This is a genomic window from Streptomyces sp. NPDC028368, assembly GCF_055565615.1.
The window spans coordinates 1-15,590 of record NZ_JBVHTY010000017.1; the positions used below are offsets into that span (position 1 = coordinate 1).

Sequence of the window (15,590 nt, forward strand, 5' to 3'; positions counted from 1 at the left end):
AACCCAGACCCTTCACCTGGACGAAAACAGCCGACGAAATCCTCGACAAAATCGCCGCCTACTGCCACCGAATCTCTGACTCAGGTCACTAGGTGCATCGAGTCGGAAACAGGGGGAGCAGTTATGTCCGGAACCCAGAACTACATCAATCACGTTGCTCTTGTGTTGGATGCCAGTTCGTCCATGTCGCAACTGAGCCGCAAGGTCGTCGAAGTCGCCGACCAGCAGATCGCCTATCTGGCCCGCCGATCGAAGGAACTGGACCAGGAAACCCGCGTTACGGTGTACGTCTTCGCAGACAAGGTGGAGTGCGTCATCTACGACAAGGACGTGCTGCGGATGCCGTCCCTGAAGCAGCTGTACCGGGTCGGTGGAATGACGGCTCTGCTGGCGGCCACGCTGAAGTCGCAGCGGGAGCTGGCGCAGACAGCTCAACTCTACGGCGACCACAGCTTCCTGACGTTCGTACTGACTGACGGACAGGAGAATGCAAGTCATCGCTGCCTGGATGCCCCTGCCAGGGATCCGCAGGAACTGGTGCAGGCCGTGGCCAAGATGATCGCGACGCAGGAGGACAACTGGACGCTGGCCGTCCTTGTGCCGGACCAGATGGGCAAGCGCGAGGCCATGCAGTGCGGTTTCCCGAAGGACAACATCGCCATCTGGGACGCCACGAGCACACAGGGCCTGGAGGAGGCCGGGCAGGTCATCCAGCAGGCAACCGAGAAATTCATGGTGGGCCGCGCCCAGGGCATCCGGGGATCACGGGCGGTGTTCTCCACGGGTGCCGACGCTGTCAACAAGGACACCATAAAGGCAGCCGGTCTCACCCCGGCGAATCCGTCCGAGTACCAGCTGCTCCCGGTGGCTCGCGCAGCGATGATCCGGGACTGGGTCACAGAATCCGGGCACACTTTCCGTAACGGTTGTGCATTCTATCAGCTGAGCAAGCCGGAGAAGATCCAGGCGCGGAAGCAGATTGCGGTCCTGGAGAAGAAAACGGACCGGGTGTACACGGGGCCGGAGGCGCGAGCCCTGCTCGGCCTGCCGGACATGGAAGTTCGTATCAAGCCGGACCACAACGACGACTTCACGATCTTTGTGCAGAGCACCAGCGTGAACCGGAAGCTGGTACCGCACACGCGGCTACTGCTGATGATCTGACGCCTCAGCAGCCCCGAAAGCCCCGCCGGTCCGACTGGCGGGGCTCCCTTCGCGGTCGGTATCTCCGCAGCCAATACCCACGACGGTCTCGCCCTGCAACCAACTGGTGCAGTCCATACTTCCCGTCCGCAGCCATCGTGGACCACGCCGACGTCGACCCGGCAAGCTGCACGCCGACAAAGGCTACGACTGCAACGGTGTGCAGACCGTCCGGCACGTGCCCGGACTGCTCGGCTCCAGCCAGGCCGAACTCGTCCCCCAGATCGACTACTTCTGCCAGATCCTGGACGGAGTACGGCCCAACGCCCCCGGCCCCGACCAGCACCTGGCCCACGCTGCGCTCATCGCTACGGGGCAGCCCATCGCGCCCAGCCATTGCAGCAGACGGCCCAGCAGCTGATGCATGAACGAGGTCAGGAAGTGGGCTCCGTCCACGATCAGGGTTCGCCCGGACAGGGCAAGCAGGCGCAGTGCGCTGAAACGGACCGGGAGCGCTGCCATGAGGGCCTGGTCGTACGTAGCGACGGTGCACTGGCCAGAGCGGCCAAGACGTCCCAGTCCGCCGCGTTTTGGTTTGCGGCTCGTGCTCAGACCAAGGTGGAGATGCAGAACGGGTGGCCGGCGGGGTCTAGCAGAACCCGCCACCGGTCGGGGTCCGGCTGGAATTCGGGCGTGACGGCCCCCAGGGCAAGGAGCCGGGCCTGGGCGGCATCCAAGTCATCGACGCCCAGTTCGATGTGGGCCTGCTTTTCCTGGTCAGGGTCCGGCCAGGTGGGACGGCGGTAGTCGGACAGCCGGTTGAATCCCAGTCCGGCCGCGCCCTCCTGGCCAAGCAGGACGAAGTGGTCGGTGGAGAAGACGACGGGCAGCCCGAGGACCTCGCCGTAGAAGCGGGCCAGTTCGGCGGGGTCCGGGCAGTCGAAGGTGACGGCCGAGTAGCGGAAGGTGGGTGCGGAGGTGTTTCCCGTGTTCATGGAGAAGACGCTACGACGGGACCAGGACAGATTCGGTCCTGGTCATGTGGAACACTTCAGAACGTGATCAGCTCATCCGCCCGCCTGCTGCGACTGGTCTCCTTGCTGGCCGCCCGGCCGTCGTGGACGTGCGCAGAGCTGGCCGACCGGATAGCAGTCACCGACCGCACGGTGCGGCGGGACATCGCCAAGCTCCGGGAACTCGGCTACGCCATCGAGTCCGACCCCGGGCCATGGGGCGGATATCGCCTCCGTGCCGGATCCCGGGTGCCGCCGCTGATCCTCGATGACGAAGAAGCACTTGCCGTGGCTGTCGGGCTGCGCGAGGCGGCCCTGAGCGGCGCTCTCGGCGGCGACCAAGCCGCACTGTCGGCGCTGCTGAAACTGCGGCAGGTTCTGCCGCAGCGGATCGCGGACCGGCTGGGTGAGATGGACGCCGCCTTCGTGCACACCCCCAGACCCGACGAGCCACAGATCACGCCCGGCATGCTGCTGGAACTGGCCGCCGCATGCCGCCAGGGTGAGCGCGCCCACCTGTCCTACCGCGACTGGCAAGGCAGGGCCACGGTCCGGGAGGTCGACCCGTACCGCCTCGTCCACACAGGACGCCGGTGGTACTTCGTCGCCCGGGACGTGGCGCGTGGTCAATGGCGGACCTTTCGGGCCGACAGGGTCGACCGACTACAGCCAACCGGGCACCCGGTGGAACTCATCGACCCGCCCGACCCGGCGCTGCTCGTCTCCCGCTCCGTCGCGACCGGCCCCTACCCGCTCTCTGCGACCATCCGCCTCCCGGTGTCCATGAACGAGGCTCTGCGGCTGATCCCATCGACGGTCGGTACGCACCGTCCCGAAGGCCCCGACGTCACAATCGTCGACGTCGGCGGTCCCGACGCAGACGGGCTCGCCAGGTACCTCCTCAGCCTGGCCACACCCCTGCGAGTCCTGTCACCGGAGGCTGTACGGCAAGCCCTGCTGCGCCGTACCCAGGAACTCTTCGAGGACAACGCGAATGGTCAGCCCCGGTAGCGACGTTGCATGAGAACGAGCGCCGAGCCCACATTGCGAGAGCGACGAGCTACCTGATCGAGGAGACACGGCCCAGATAGCGAACAAGGCTTCGCTTGACAGGGAACAGACCCGATCGGTGTAGAGCGTCGTGGTCAGCTGAACACCGCAGCCTCCGAGCAGGAGCCCGTACCAGAACGTGTCGTGCTCGTGCCGCCGGCGGAAGGCGTCCAGCTCGATCGGTTCCAGCGGCAGTATCAGCGGCTCCTCCTAATCCGCACCGCCCAGGACCGCCGTCTGAATCTGCCGCCTGTCACCCCGCACGAACCCTCATCTTTCGCCCCAACTCACCCTGCCCCCAAAGGCGTTGCCTCCGCAGACGTTCGCTGTGTTCAAGCCGTCGGACAAGGCCGGGACTGCCGTCGACCACCGTCACGCGCCCCGGTCGGTCGGACACCGCCCGGACCCCGGTGGCCGGGACGTTCGCGCCTTCTGGCCGGTCTTGTGCGCTTCAAGCGCATGGCCGTAGGGGGCGGAAGGCCTGGAGATTTGAGGGGGCGCGGTCCGGATTGGTTGCGACTCCTGGCCGGCCTTCTCGGCGCGGCGCGGCGCGGCACACCCCACGTGCGGCGGCCGCTGGCGGGCCACGCGGGGCCATCCAGACAGCAGAAAAGACGGCCCGACGCCGTTGCGGGCGTCGCGCCGTCTCCTTGCAGCAGGGCCGGGAATCAGGAGGCGCTGGGGACCTTCGCGGTCCAGGCCGTCAGGGCCAGCGTGCCGTTGTCCACGTCCTCGGCGAACGGTATGACGCTGTGCGCATTGCTGCCCGTCGGGGAGACCTGCAGGTACTTGGCGTGCGCGGTGGAAGCGCCGGTGTGGGTCCAGACGAGGTCGGCGTAGGCAGCCTGGCCGGGCTTGAGGGTGACCTTGTGGACGCCGGGGTCCTGCTCGAAGTACGTGTCACCGTGCCGGACCGTGGTGGTGAGGGCGGTGTGTCCGGCGCCTTCGAGGGCCAGGCCCGCGTACCCGCTGAACGTGCAGCTGCTCGCCCCCCTGTTCACGGCCTTCAGGTAGGTGCCGGCATGGTTCATACCCGCCTGGCTGCCGCCCGCGTCGGTAGCCGTCACCTTCAGCGTTCCCGGCTGGCACGCCCCGGCTGAGAGGGTTGCGGCCGAGGCGACTCCGGCACACATCCCCGCGGCAAGCACGGCAACGGCAGTGGCGGTGACGGCTGTACGCAGACGTCGCATGGTCATCAGCTCCTTCTTTTCCGGCCCGAGCCGGAGGCACGATCGACAGGACACGGCCTCACCCGTGCGTCCCGACGTGCCAGTGAGTCAGTCGTACGCGGCAGGGCCGGAATCCGGGCCCATAGGTGAGGTGACCTTCGGTTCTTCAGAAACAACTCTCCTCCGGCGCGTTGACGCCCCGCTAACGGATCACTAACGGACCGGGCACCCAGCTCACGGACGGCCCGGTCCCTCGTAACGCCGGTATGGCTGCTGTGCAACGTCCCGCGTGCCTACGACGGCAACGGCGCCGGCCGGCCGGGCTCCAAGCGCACCCGGTGGGAAGCGGAGCAGTACCGGCTTCGTGCGAGGCCGGCCGACGGACAGACGTGGGACAGGGATCCGGTCCATGACGCGCTCGAACTGGGTGCAGTCGGCCCGTTGTCCGGGCGTGACCACCAACGACAGCGGGCGGCAGCGGCCGTCCGCGCTCAGGTGGAGCTTGGTGGTGAAGCCGCCGCGCAAGCGGCCGAGCGCCCCGAAGCCGCTCCCACTGCACATCCGGCAGATCTCCCTTATGTCCCGTAGCCCTGTCAACGATTCAGCCGATCGTCGGGGCACTCAGCAGGCGGTGCGCTCCTCGCTGCCGTTGGCCGTCATGGAGGGCCGTCGAGATGGCGCCAGTGAGGCGCCCGACGGGCCGCAGGTGAGGCCCGCGATGAGGTTCTGGCCTCTGTCGTCGAGCACCTGCGCTCTCACGACAGCGTTCGCCCAGCGCTATACCGGACGAAGAACGGGATCGATCTCTGCCAGCATCCCGTGCAGCTGACGAGCTCCCAGCGCAACACGGTCGTCGGTGTCCCGCGACATCTCCTCGCACAGCCGCATCGCATGGTCCCGGTCGTCGGAGAAGATGCCGAATACATCGACGATTGCGGTGTGGATCCAATCGCTGTGATTCGAGTTGGCGACTGCCAGTGCGGACGCGACTATCGTCAGCCCGACCCTGTCCTTTCGCTGAAGCAATGCTTCCGCGGTCCGCCGGGTGACGAAGGTGTCACCCGGGTCGGGCACAAGCTCCAGCAGTGGCCCGAGGGCCTCCTGCATCTCGGCGAACGCTGCCAGGCCGTGACCGGCATCCGCCCGATCACGGTAGTCACGACTTCGCCCGAGCTCGCCCAGTGCCACCACAGCTGCATGCCGGAGGTCAGTGTCCACCTGTTTGCCCCCTCCACGATGCCGGTCAACGTACCATCGAGGCGCCCTACGGGATGGTCGCGAGGACAGGACCTAGAGGACAGGGCCTAGTGGCCATGACCGCCCGCCTGTGGCACCAGACCCCTCTTCTGCTCCGACCGCGCCCGCTACCCCGTGCCGCTGCATGCGGCACGGCAAATGGACCACGACCACCGGAAGTGCCGGCGCGACGCCGTCGACGCGGAGCCAGGGAGCGGGGACGAAGGGGAAGGAGAAGCCACGAAGTAGGGACGACGGCGCCGTGGACGCGGGCGGGAGGTGGGCGGGAGGTGGGGCAGTTGGCTCCGCCTCCCCCGTGGCCCCGCCGGAGTGAACTGATCCGGTTGCAGTCGGCGGACCGCTCGGGTGGCTCTCCCACTGGGGGAAGCGTGTCGGGCGCCCTTCCTGCTCAGTACCGTTTCGAGGGCTGTTCGGCCCCCAATGGCTTGTTACGACGGGCTGAAGTCCCAACGGGTCCCGCGAATCGAGCCGCGGGGTCCGACGTGCAATTCCCCTTACTGCTTGCCTCAGGCCCAGGGAGGCCTACCGCCGGAGGCCCAGCGGGCAAGGCCGCGGCCGTCGATGAGTCGTAGCGCCTTGGGCAGCATGGCGTTGGTGCGCTCGGCGTCTGCTGTGAAGGCGCTGGTGGTGATGATGGCCGCGCCGACGCAGTTGTGGATGTCCCGGTACGTGCCGTTGATCTTCATGACCTCTTCGGAGCCGACGCGGCCTTTCCAGCGCTTGCACTGAAGGAGGTAGCGGTCCCCACTGTGGAGGTGGACCAGGACGTCGAGACCACGGTCGTTCTTGCCGCCGGAGACTTCGGTTTTGCGGACGGCGGCGTCGCGGCAGGCGAGGTCTGCCATGGCGTGTTCGAACTCGGTGTAGCCCATGCTCTGGTAGGCGGCGATGGTGTGGGTGAAATCCCTGCGGGAACCGGCTCCTGCTGTGCCGACCAAACTCGCGGGGAGGCGGAGTCGGCCGGTGCGGGCCAGGTAGATGGTCAGGGCCGCGGCGGCTGCTAGGACAATAACGATGGTGCTGGTGACGGGGTAGGCACTCACGACCGCGATGGCGAAGGCGCCGACGAGAAGGGCCGCGAAGGCCTTGGCTTCGCGTGCACGGCGCCGGGCGGCCTTGCCGCGGGGGCGGCGCTTGGGGCGGTTCGGGCGTCGGGTGGCGGCGGAGCGACGGCGTGCGGGTGTGGCCATGCGGTTCCCCCCGGAGATGCGGTCTGGTCTGCTCAGTGTTGTGTGGCGACGGGCCTGCGGTGGGCAGGCCCGGTGACATTGGCTGGTTGTGCTTCGTGGTTGGCGTCGAGGCCGATCACTCGTCCGTGTCCAGGGCCGAGGCCGGGCCGAAGCCGTACGTGCTGCAGACGGTCCTGCCACCTTCGGCCTGCCGGGCGTTGGGCGCCCTGGGTGCATCCGCGCCCTGTCAGCGTGCGGGGACGAGACGCAGCCCTGACCGAACGGCCAACAGCCCCTACCGGCTGGCCTGGGAGGCACCGTGCACGAGCTGGGTGAGGACGTTGAGGATGCCTTCGCCGACCGGTGTGGGGGCGAGGACGACGCCCAGGGCCAGCACAATGACGACGGTCATCTTCTCGTCGCGGCGGCTGCGGGCTTCGGTGCGCCGGCGGAGCCGGAGGACGACGATGATGAAGAGCAATACAGCAACGTTGATCGTCAGCACCCGACCGGTCCCCCACGGTGGCAACAGCAGTTGAGGGTCACTGTGGCGGAGACGGGGTTGCGCTGGGGCCGGAGTGGAACGGATTGGCGGACTCGCATCGGTCTGGCCTGATCGACGGCCTTGCGCGCCTGCTCGAGCGTCAGGCGTCGGCAGACGGTGTCCGGGGCCGTCGGCATCTCCCTCTGAAAGGTGCTCCCCACGCCTGCGGGGATGCTTCGCGTCCATTGATCGGGACCTGGTTCGCTCCGATCCACCCGCGGGATGGCCCTCGTCGGGGCGTCGCCGGCCCGCCGGGTACCACGCTCACGGCAATCCGGCGTTCTCGCGGGCGGTGCACTCAGATGCTTGCGTTCTGCCCTGATTCCTCGCCGGGGGGGTCGGTACGCACTCACGAAGCGCACTGATTGATTCCGCTACCCTTCCCTGTCTTCCCAGCGGACTATTTCCCTGCCGTTCCGGTTCACTCCTGGCATCTGCTGGTCCTGCATCAAGCCTCGGCGACTGGCGCCTGATTTCAGCCACAGGGATGCATAACCCCCTGCCGCCGAACAAGCCTTCACGGACGAATGAAAATGAGGAGTCTGGAGTCGGTCACGTCCGGCACTGCATACGCCGGGGACGCGACCATTTACACCACCGATTCTCCCGCCGGCGGCCGGACGGCCAGGGAATAAAGTTCTTGGTAAATTACCTGGACAGCGCAAGCGGCACCCGGACAATACCCCAACTGCGTAAAGCGACACCGTGGGCCCGGAGAAACCCTCCGGGCCCACCGCATCAGAAAGAATTCACTACTGCGGTATCGAAATCCTGATGACGAGTCCGCCGCCTTCGCGTGGCTCGGCCGTGATGGTGCCGTCATGGGCGCGCACCACCGAGCGCACGATGGACAGTCCCAGGCCGACGCCCTTGTCGCTGCCGGTGCGCTCGGTGCGCAGCCGCCGGAAGGGTTCGAAGAGGTTTTCCACCTCGTAGGCGGGGACGACCGGGCCGGTGTTGGAGACGATCATGACCGCGCAGCCGGGTTGCGGCTCGGTGGTGACCTCGACCCAGCCGTCCTCGGGGACGTTGTAGCGCACGGCGTTCTGGACGAGGTTGAGCGCGATGCGCTCCAGCAGGATGCCGTTGCCCTGGACGAAGACCTGTTGGCGGACGCCGCGGAACTCGACTCCCTTGGCCTGCCCCTCCTCCCGGTTCTGGTCGACGGCCTGCGCGGCGACCTCGGAGAGATCGACCGGCTTCTTGTCGACCACCTGGTTCTCGCTGCGGGCGAGCAGCAGCAGGCCCTCCACCAGCTGCTCGCTGCGCTCGTTCGTCGCCAGCAGCGTCTTGCCGAGCTGCGCGAGCTCGGGGGACGCGTCCGGGTCGGCGAGCTGGACCTCCAGCAGCGTGCGGTTGATCGCCAGCGGTGTCCGCAGCTCGTGCGAGGCATTGGAGACAAAGCGACGCTGCGACTCGAAGGCCCGGTCCAGGCGGTCGAGCATCTCGTCGAAGGTGTCGGCCAGCTCCTTGAGCTCGTCGTCGGGCCCGCCCAGCTCGATCCGCCGGTGCAGGTCCGAGCCCGCCACCCGCTGGGCGGTACGCGTGATGCGCCCCAGCGGGGACAGCACCCGGCCGGCCATGGCGTAACCGAAGGCGAAGGCGACGATGCTGAGCCCTACCAACGCCAGCAATGAACGGTTCAGAAGGGTTTGTAGTGCCCCGACACGTTGCTGTTCGATACAGCTGTTCAGGGCGACGTTGACCTCGTGGAGGGAAACAGCCGAGGGCAGAGAAGCACATCTGTCACTGCTGACGCTGATGTCGCTACCGGAGATTCCGAGCGACGGGACGCCGTCCTCCAGGGCGTCCGCAGCCAGCATGTAGATGATGGCGAGCAGCACCATGCCGGCCATCAGGAACATGCCGCCGTACAGCAGCGTCAGCCGTATCCGGATCGTGGGGCGCAGCCAGAGAGCATCCCGGTCCAGTGGTTTGGGAGCCCAAGTCGGTTTCGCAGGCACAGTCAGCGGTGCGGAGGATTCGGAGGATGCAGCCATCGCCGGTCAGCCTCGACAACCCGTAACGGGCACAATAGCCAAAACCAGGATGATGAGTGAACGCACTACTGATCCTCTCTCACGCGCCTTGCACCAGAATGGAGTTGTTTTCCCTCCATCCTGCCCAGAAAGCCATAAACCGACGGTAAGAAGTCCCATCAGCAAGAAACCGACCACTCCTTCACGGCCACGGATGCCCGACAGCCGCGCACAGGCCAGGCAGGCTGCCACCACACTCGTGGCGGTGTCGCGTTGTTGTCCCAGACGTAGGCGCGGCGGTCCTGGAACAGGTCGAAGCGGTTGTTGTGGCCGGAGCGGTCCGACAGGGGTCAGCCGCGCAGGTTGACCGGCACGCGGCCGGTCTTCTTCACCGTCACATGCTCGGCGTCCAGGCTCCGGTTGGAGCGGTCATCGCGCCCCGAGCTGTCGTACTGGATCGCACCGAGCACCACCGCAAAGAGCAGGTAGCGACGGCGGCCGGTGGTGATCAGGCGGGCGGCGGCGGAGAAGAGCCGCAGCCGTATCCGGCGTGGCTCCCAGAGGCGGGTTTAGCCGGTCAGGCGAGCAGGGGCAGCCAGGCCGGCAGTTCGAGGGCGAGCTGGACTATCTCCAGCCAGATCCGGTTCTGCGCGGTGTCATGCAGGGGCAGGTTGGTCAGGCCGGTGGTGCGGGCGGCGCGGATGCGGTCCTCGGCCCGCGCCCGCAGGCGGTGGCGCACCTCCAGCTTCGCGATCGGGGTGTCGGCTGTGTTGGTGGCGAAGCAGGCCAGCCGATGGCCGTCGGCGTCGGTGAAGCGCAACTGGGCGCCGGGGTGCGGACGTTCCTTGCGGAACGATCAGCCGCATCCCCTTCGGCCGGCCGTGAAGCTCGTCGCCGCCCAGCGCGGCCGCGAGCGCCACATCCAGCAGGATCTTGCCCGGACCGTGCACCGCCCGCGGCTTGCGCCACGGCTCCAGCGCCGAAGAGATCGCGCGATACGGTCCGGTCTTGTCGGCAGTCTCGACGAGCAACACCGCGCCGGCCTGGCCGACAACGCCGCGACCGCCGCCTCAACGCGGACACACGGGTAGGACCCAAAACGCTGCTTCACCTGGAAAGCGCCTCCGAACGACGCGCGAACAAGGACCGCGACAATCCTCATTCTCGCCGGGCAGAGGCACTTCCCTCGTTCGTGATCACGATCCGAACAGCCCGCCGTACGAAAGCCCGCAGGTAGAGCCCGGTGTCGGAATCGGTCAGTCGTCCCTACCTTGTTGATCGGGATGAGCGAGCCATTCGTAGGGTTGGCTCACCCAGGGGCGCTGGGTGTGGCTTTCAGTCGTCTGCCGTGGTTGTGGCTTCCCACGATTCGCCGCCCGGTGCCCCACGACGACTCGGCTGCTCATTAGGAATTGCGGCATTGATCGCTCAGTAGGGACTCGACAGCGAGGTCGTCCGTGGTGCCTGTACGAACACGACCTGCGGAGAAGCGAGTGACAGCGATCTGGGCCGGTATCGACGCAGGGAAGACCCATCACCACTGCGTGGTGATCGACGACACGGGCAAGCGGCTGCTGTCCCGGCGCGTCGCCAACGACGAGACCGAGCTGCTGAAGCTCCTCGCAGACGTTCTCGCCCTGGGCGACGAAGCGGTCTGGGGCATCGACCTGGCGGACGGCGGGGCCGCCCCGGTCATCGCGGTCCTGCTCAACCACGGCCAGCAGCTCCTCTACATCCCCGGACGCACGGTCAACCGGGCCTCCGAGGGCTACCGGGGTGACGGCAAGACCGATGCCAAGGACGCAGCGGTAATCGCCGACCAGGCCCGCATCCGACGTGACCTCACGCCCTTGCGGCCCGGTGACGAGCTGGTGTCCGAGCTGAAGGTCCTCACCCGGCACCGCCGTGACCTCAGCGACGACCGCACCCGGACCATCAACCGACTCCGCGGCCACCTCACCGAGATCTTCCCCGGGCTGGAGCGCGAACTCGACCTGGACAACGTCGGACCCCTGGTACTTCTGACCGGCTACCAGACCCCGGCCGCCATCCGCCGCACCGGCCGACGGCGTCTGGTCACCTGGCTGCGCAACCGCAAGGTCCGCGGCGCCGACGAACTCGCCGCCAGGGCCGTCCAGGCCGCCGAAGGGCAGCACACCAGCGTCTCCGGCGAGGACATGACCGCCCACGTCGTGCACTCCCTGGCCCGGGAGGTGATGGCCCTCAACGAGAAGATCGCGGAGACCGACAAGCTCATCGAGGGCCGGTTTCGCCGCCACCGCAACGCGGAGGTGATCACGAGCATGCCCGGCATCGGCGTCCTGCTGGGCGCCGAATTCCTGGCCGCCATCGGCGGGGGCATAGGCGCATTCGCCAGCGCGGACCGGCTGGCCGCCTTCGCCGGCGTCTCCCCGGCGCCTCGTGACTCCGGGAAGGTGAGCGGCAACCTGCACCGCCCCACCCGCTACAGCCGACGTCTCCAACGCGTCTTCTACACCTCCGCGTTGATCAGCATCCGCTGCTGCGACGAATCCCGTCGCTTTTACGACCGCAAGCGAGCCGAAGGCAAACGACACAGTCAGGCTGTCATGGCGCTCGCCCGGCGCCGGGTCAACGTCCTGTGGGCACTCCTGCGTGACGGACGGTGCTACGACCCCATACCACCCGTCACCCTGGCCGCTTGACAACTCCATTAGGAATCCTGGGGTTTGCCGAACTCTTCGATCAGCACGGGATACTGCTCCCCACCGTGTCCGGCGGCGATCGCGCGGTCGGCCATCGCCTTGATCAGCTTCGGCAGTTCGGCGTTGACGCCCACCGCCTCGCTCTCCTCGATCAGGTGATCCATCGACCGGGCGTGGGTCTCCAGGGACGCCACCTCGGCCGGGAAGCAGCCGCTGTCGATCTGCTCGGCATGCCCGGGCAGCCATTCGGCCACACTGGCGGCGATCTGCCGGGCGAACGGCGCGTACGTCGCGGCGTCGACACCGGCCGTCCTGAGCAGGGCACTGCCCTGGAGCCAGGCGTTCAGGACGCTCCACATCATGGCCAAGCCGGCCACGTCGTACAGGGACGCCAGCCCATGGTCCGCGCCAAGGTAGGTGACGGTGCCGAGCGCGTCGAGCGTCGACTTGTGTGCCTCGAAGTCCGACTGCGGCCCGCTGTGCAGAATCACCGCCTCGGCGGTCCCGATCGCCGACGGGATGGCCATGATGGCGCCGTCCAGGTAACGGGCACCGCGCCGCTCGGCCCAATGGGCGGCTTCCCGGGCCTGGGCCGAGTCGCCCGAGGTCAGGTTGATCAACATCGTGCCGTCCAGCTCGATATCGCTCGCGCCGAGCAGATCGTGCATGGCCTGGTAGTCGGTGACACAGATGATCGTCAGGGAACCTGCCTTGAGCGCGTCGCCAACCGTTGGCGCCAGCCGTGCCCCCTCGGCCACCAACTGGTCGGCCTTGGAAGCCGTACGGTTCCACACGGTTGTGGGACGCCCGGCTTTGAGGAACGCGCCGGCGAGTGCCTGGCCCATCAGTCCGAGTCCGATGACTGTCACGGGTGTATCGGTTTTGTTGTTCATGGCAGCATCGTCAACGTTGATACCGGTGTGAAGGTCAAGCGAGGTTGCGATGCGGATCGGGGAACTGAGTCGTCGGACAGGCGTCAACACCCATCAGTTGCGCTACTACGAGGCCCAGGAACTGCTGGAGGCAGACCGCGGCGCGAACGGATACCGCGAGTACGACGAGGACGCCGTGCTGCGGGTGAAGCAGATCCGCCACCTGCTTGGCGCCGGTCTGTCCTCCGACGACATCGCGTACCTGCTGCCCTGTGCGGTCGGAGAGGCCCCGGAGCTGCCCGGCTGTTCCGAGTTGCTGGACGCGATGCGGTCACGGATGCAACGACTGGACGATCAGATGAACAGGCTTGCTCAATCCCGCGACGCTCTTGCCGGCTACATCGATGCGGCCGAGCGAATGGGCAACGAGAGCTACCCACCCTTCGACGATGCCGACCAGGAGCCCACCCCCGCCTGAACAGCCGGGATCCCCCATCTTGCGGAACCGTCTCGACCAGCAACACCCAGCCGGCCTGCGAGACCACCGCCGACACCCCGGCCTGGACACGAACACGCGGGGACAGAGCCGCACGCTTCACCTGGTGAGAGACTTCTTTCCCACAGTGGACGGAGCCTTCGACAAGCCCCATCCTCCCAGGTCGGGAGCACGGCCACTCATTCGATCAGCGTCCCAGCCCAAGCGGGAACTGTCAGGGAACTTCTGAATCAGGTCACTCGAGCATGAGCACTGGTTGTTAGTGTCACAGTCATGAGCCTGCCACGCCCGCTCCCCCTCGCCGAGTGGACTATGCGCAACGCCGTCCGTCTTGCCACTCCTGGCCTTGCCGCCCCGCTCGACGACCTGGAGCCGCTGCGCCGACTCGTCGGTGACGCGCGAGTGGTCGCGCTGGGCGAGAACTCCCACCAGATACGCGAGTTCGGGCTGATGCGCGATCGAATGCTGCGCTTTTTGGTCCAGGAGTGCGGATTTACCGTCTACGCAGTGGAGTTCGGGGCCGCCTCCGGCCGAGCCGTTGACGCCTGGGTTAAGGGCGATGACGGTGATCTCGACGCGCTGATCACGCCTCGCAGCGACGGCTATCCGGGCCAGTCCGCCGAGGGCCGCGACACCCTGCGGTGGCTGCGCGCCCACAATGCCACCGCGCCGCATCCGGTCCGCTTCGCCGGGCTCGACGTCCCGGCAGCCGGCGGCTCGCTGGCGCCCGTGCTGGAGCCGGTCGCCAGGTATCTGGCCGATGTCGACTCCGGCGCGGTGCACTATGCGCGTACCGCTCTGGCGCTGTCGGAGCCGCTTGCGGGCGGCTCGGGTCTGGTCCCCGCCCACGCCCGCCTCCGCCTCGATCCCGCAGTCCAGGATCGGCTCTCGGCCATCCTCGGCCGGCTGCTCAATCGGGTCACCGTCATGCGTGAGGTCTATGTCGAGAGCGGCGGCCGCCAGGCATACGAGAATGCCCTCTCGGACGTCTGGGCGGCCTGGCGCACCGACCAGATGCAGCGCGCGATGTCCGAACTGCTCGGCGGCGCACCCGACGCCGCCGACCTTGCTGCCCGAGACCGCTACCTGGCAGACAGCCTGTTGCACCTGCTCGACCGATCCGCACCCGGTACCCGCATTGTCGTCTCCGCGCACAACGCCCACATCCAACGCACCGCCAACCCCGAGGGCGGCCCGCTCGCCCGGACGCCCATGGGATACCCCCTCGCCCAAGAGCTCGGGACGGACTATGTGTCCGTGGCGCTGACCAGCGGTGGCGGCCGGACCGTGGCGAACGTCCCCGATCCGGCGCACCCTTCCGGGATGCGCCAATCTGCAGCCGACGCCCCCGAAGCGACACCTGACAGCGTGGAGTCGCTGTTCGCAGGCGTGCTCGAAGGGCCGGCGCTGGTGGACACCCGCGCGCTGCGCACGCACGCCCTGCGACATGGCCTGCCGGAGCCAACCCGGATCCGCATGGACAACGGCTTCCTGCCCGTGTCGGCCCTGGAGGCCTACGACGCGGTGATCAGCGTGCCACGCACCACTCTCACTGTGGACTTCGCCGAAGCAGCCTCCACATCGCATGCATCTTCACCAGACAGGCCCCAGTGACGTGAGTTGGAGGTTCGTCGTTGGTTGTGTGTGACGCGTCCTGGACCGACGATTCCGCCGTTGTCGGTAACTGATGCCCAGCGGGCTGTGCTTGAGGGGTGGGTGCGTCGGCGCTCGACCGCGCAGGCGTTGGCTCTGCGGTCGCGGATCGTGCTGGAGTGCGCCGCGGGGCATTCGATCATGGGGGTTTCGCGTCGTCTCGGGGTTGCTCCGGACACGGTTCGCACCTGGCGCCGACGCTTCCTTGACCGGGGCCTGGATGGCCTGTGCGACGAGCCGAGCCCGGGGGCCCCGCGGAAGATCACCGACGCGGACGTCGAGCGGGTGATCGTCAAGACACTCGAGGAGAAGCCGGCGAACGCAACCCACTGGTCGACGCGGACGATGGCCCAGGCCACCGGGATGTCGCAGTCGGCCATCTCCCGGATCTGGCGGGCCTTCGCCCTGGCCCCCACCGGTCCCAGAGCGGTGGTTCGCCGAACTGACCGCCAAGAAACTCCGCCGCGGAGTCCACCGCTCCGTCCAGGCCCTTGTCGCCGAGACCGGCGCCACACTCTGATGTGACAACGGCCCTCGAAGGGAAAACTCAGTAGCGAGCTT

At 67.4% G+C, this 15,590-nt stretch carries 16 protein-coding genes and 2 pseudogenes; 8 read left to right on the forward strand and 10 right to left on the reverse strand.

What is annotated here, in order from left to right:
* The first annotated feature begins 123 nt into the window (after positions 1 to 123).
* The 3 genes and pseudogenes from ACZ4S3_RS31655 to ACZ4S3_RS31665 all read left to right on the forward strand — a co-directional run bounded on the left by ACZ4S3_RS31655 (position 124) and on the right by ACZ4S3_RS31665 (position 1,564).
* Positions 124 to 1,164: a vWA domain-containing protein gene (locus ACZ4S3_RS31655; RefSeq protein WP_467940447.1), complete on the forward strand. Its 1,041-nt coding sequence runs from the start codon at positions 124 to 126 to the stop codon at positions 1,162 to 1,164.
* Between the two features lie 39 nt (positions 1,165 to 1,203).
* Positions 1,204 to 1,354, forward strand: a pseudogene (locus tag ACZ4S3_RS31660) (IS5/IS1182 family transposase); the annotation flags it as partial.
* Positions 1,355 to 1,381: 27 nt separating this feature from the next.
* Complete coding sequence (locus tag ACZ4S3_RS31665) at positions 1,382 to 1,564, forward strand: hypothetical protein (protein WP_467940449.1); 183 nt, start codon at positions 1,382 to 1,384, stop codon at positions 1,562 to 1,564.
* 187 nt (positions 1,565 to 1,751) lie between these two features.
* Here ACZ4S3_RS31665 and ACZ4S3_RS31670 read toward each other — a convergent pair whose 3' ends face one another.
* Positions 1,752 to 2,138 (reverse strand): VOC family protein, encoded by a 387-nt coding sequence (locus tag ACZ4S3_RS31670; RefSeq protein ID WP_467940451.1) that lies wholly within the window; start codon positions 2,136 to 2,138, stop codon positions 1,752 to 1,754.
* A 63-nt stretch (positions 2,139 to 2,201) separates the two neighbouring features.
* Here ACZ4S3_RS31670 and ACZ4S3_RS31675 point away from each other — a divergent pair, with 63 nt between their 5' ends.
* Complete coding sequence (locus tag ACZ4S3_RS31675) at positions 2,202 to 3,167, forward strand: helix-turn-helix transcriptional regulator (protein ID WP_467940454.1); 966 nt, start codon at positions 2,202 to 2,204, stop codon at positions 3,165 to 3,167.
* Between the two features lie 707 nt (positions 3,168 to 3,874).
* On the opposite strand, the gene ACZ4S3_RS31680 is transcribed toward ACZ4S3_RS31675, so the two are convergent.
* The 8 genes and pseudogenes from ACZ4S3_RS31680 to ACZ4S3_RS31715 all read right to left on the reverse strand — a co-directional run.
* On the reverse strand, positions 3,875 to 4,396 hold the full coding sequence (locus ACZ4S3_RS31680; protein ID WP_467940456.1) for a DUF4232 domain-containing protein: 522 nt from the start codon (positions 4,394 to 4,396) through the stop codon (positions 3,875 to 3,877).
* Positions 4,397 to 4,996: 600 nt separating this feature from the next.
* The gene (locus ACZ4S3_RS31685; protein ID WP_467940458.1) at positions 4,997 to 5,122 is read right to left on the reverse strand and encodes a hypothetical protein; all 126 of its coding nucleotides are present in this window, start codon (positions 5,120 to 5,122) and stop codon (positions 4,997 to 4,999) included.
* A 30-nt stretch (positions 5,123 to 5,152) separates the two neighbouring features.
* Positions 5,153 to 5,593 (reverse strand): hypothetical protein, encoded by a 441-nt coding sequence (locus tag ACZ4S3_RS31690; RefSeq protein ID WP_467940460.1) that lies wholly within the window; start codon positions 5,591 to 5,593, stop codon positions 5,153 to 5,155.
* 545 nt (positions 5,594 to 6,138) lie between these two features.
* Complete coding sequence (locus ACZ4S3_RS31695) at positions 6,139 to 6,822, reverse strand: restriction endonuclease (protein WP_467940463.1); 684 nt, start codon at positions 6,820 to 6,822, stop codon at positions 6,139 to 6,141.
* Between the two features lie 274 nt (positions 6,823 to 7,096).
* A complete protein-coding gene (locus ACZ4S3_RS31700) occupies positions 7,097 to 7,306 on the reverse strand; it encodes a hypothetical protein (protein WP_467940465.1) in 210 nt (69 codons plus the stop codon).
* 791 nt (positions 7,307 to 8,097) lie between these two features.
* Complete coding sequence (locus ACZ4S3_RS31705) at positions 8,098 to 9,345, reverse strand: sensor histidine kinase (RefSeq protein ID WP_467940467.1); 1,248 nt, start codon at positions 9,343 to 9,345, stop codon at positions 8,098 to 8,100.
* A 329-nt stretch (positions 9,346 to 9,674) separates the two neighbouring features.
* On the reverse strand, positions 9,675 to 9,797 hold the full coding sequence (locus ACZ4S3_RS31710) for a hypothetical protein (protein WP_467940790.1): 123 nt from the start codon (positions 9,795 to 9,797) through the stop codon (positions 9,675 to 9,677).
* Positions 9,798 to 10,247, reverse strand: a pseudogene (locus ACZ4S3_RS31715) (transposase); the annotation flags it as partial. It lies immediately after the preceding gene.
* Positions 10,248 to 10,817: 570 nt separating this feature from the next.
* Between ACZ4S3_RS31715 and ACZ4S3_RS31720 the strand changes: the two are divergent.
* Positions 10,818 to 12,008: an IS110 family RNA-guided transposase gene (locus ACZ4S3_RS31720; RefSeq protein ID WP_467940469.1), complete on the forward strand. Its 1,191-nt coding sequence runs from the start codon at positions 10,818 to 10,820 to the stop codon at positions 12,006 to 12,008.
* 8 nt (positions 12,009 to 12,016) lie between these two features.
* Here ACZ4S3_RS31720 and ACZ4S3_RS31725 read toward each other — a convergent pair whose 3' ends face one another.
* Positions 12,017 to 12,901 (reverse strand): NAD(P)-dependent oxidoreductase, encoded by an 885-nt coding sequence (locus ACZ4S3_RS31725; protein WP_467940471.1) that lies wholly within the window; start codon positions 12,899 to 12,901, stop codon positions 12,017 to 12,019.
* A 49-nt stretch (positions 12,902 to 12,950) separates the two neighbouring features.
* On the opposite strand from ACZ4S3_RS31725, the gene ACZ4S3_RS31730 reads away from it, so the two are divergent.
* The 3 genes from ACZ4S3_RS31730 (at position 12,951) to ACZ4S3_RS31740 (ending at position 15,554) form a co-directional block, all read left to right on the forward strand.
* Positions 12,951 to 13,358, forward strand: a complete 408-nt coding sequence (locus tag ACZ4S3_RS31730; protein ID WP_467940473.1) for a MerR family transcriptional regulator — start codon at positions 12,951 to 12,953, stop codon at positions 13,356 to 13,358.
* 291 nt (positions 13,359 to 13,649) lie between these two features.
* Positions 13,650 to 14,990 carry an erythromycin esterase family protein gene (locus tag ACZ4S3_RS31735; protein WP_467940475.1) on the forward strand — a complete coding sequence of 447 codons (1,341 nt, stop codon included), beginning with the start codon at positions 13,650 to 13,652 and terminating at the stop codon, positions 14,988 to 14,990.
* Between the two features lie 102 nt (positions 14,991 to 15,092).
* The gene (locus ACZ4S3_RS31740; RefSeq protein ID WP_467940769.1) at positions 15,093 to 15,554 is read left to right on the forward strand and encodes a helix-turn-helix domain-containing protein; all 462 of its coding nucleotides are present in this window, start codon (positions 15,093 to 15,095) and stop codon (positions 15,552 to 15,554) included.
* Positions 15,555 to 15,590: the final 36 nt, after the last annotated feature.

Bases quoted from the DNA above. Each gene is read 5' to 3' on its own strand.
- ACZ4S3_RS31655 (WP_467940447.1), top strand. From the start codon at position 124: ATGTCCGGAACCCAGAACTACATCAATCACGTTGCTCTTGTGTTGGAT.
- ACZ4S3_RS31670 (WP_467940451.1), bottom strand. From the start codon at position 2,138: ATGAACACGGGAAACACCTCCGCACCCACCTTCCGCTACTCGGCCGTC.
- ACZ4S3_RS31680 (WP_467940456.1), bottom strand. From the start codon at position 4,396: ATGCGACGTCTGCGTACAGCCGTCACCGCCACTGCCGTTGCCGTGCTT.
- ACZ4S3_RS31695 (WP_467940463.1), bottom strand. From the start codon at position 6,822: ATGGCCACACCCGCACGCCGTCGCTCCGCCGCCACCCGACGCCCGAAC.
- ACZ4S3_RS31705 (WP_467940467.1), bottom strand. From the start codon at position 9,345: ATGGCTGCATCCTCCGAATCCTCCGCACCGCTGACTGTGCCTGCGAAA.
- ACZ4S3_RS31725 (WP_467940471.1), bottom strand. From the start codon at position 12,901: ATGAACAACAAAACCGATACACCCGTGACAGTCATCGGACTCGGACTG.
- ACZ4S3_RS31730 (WP_467940473.1), top strand. From the start codon at position 12,951: ATGCGGATCGGGGAACTGAGTCGTCGGACAGGCGTCAACACCCATCAG.
- ACZ4S3_RS31735 (WP_467940475.1), top strand. From the start codon at position 13,650: ATGAGCCTGCCACGCCCGCTCCCCCTCGCCGAGTGGACTATGCGCAAC.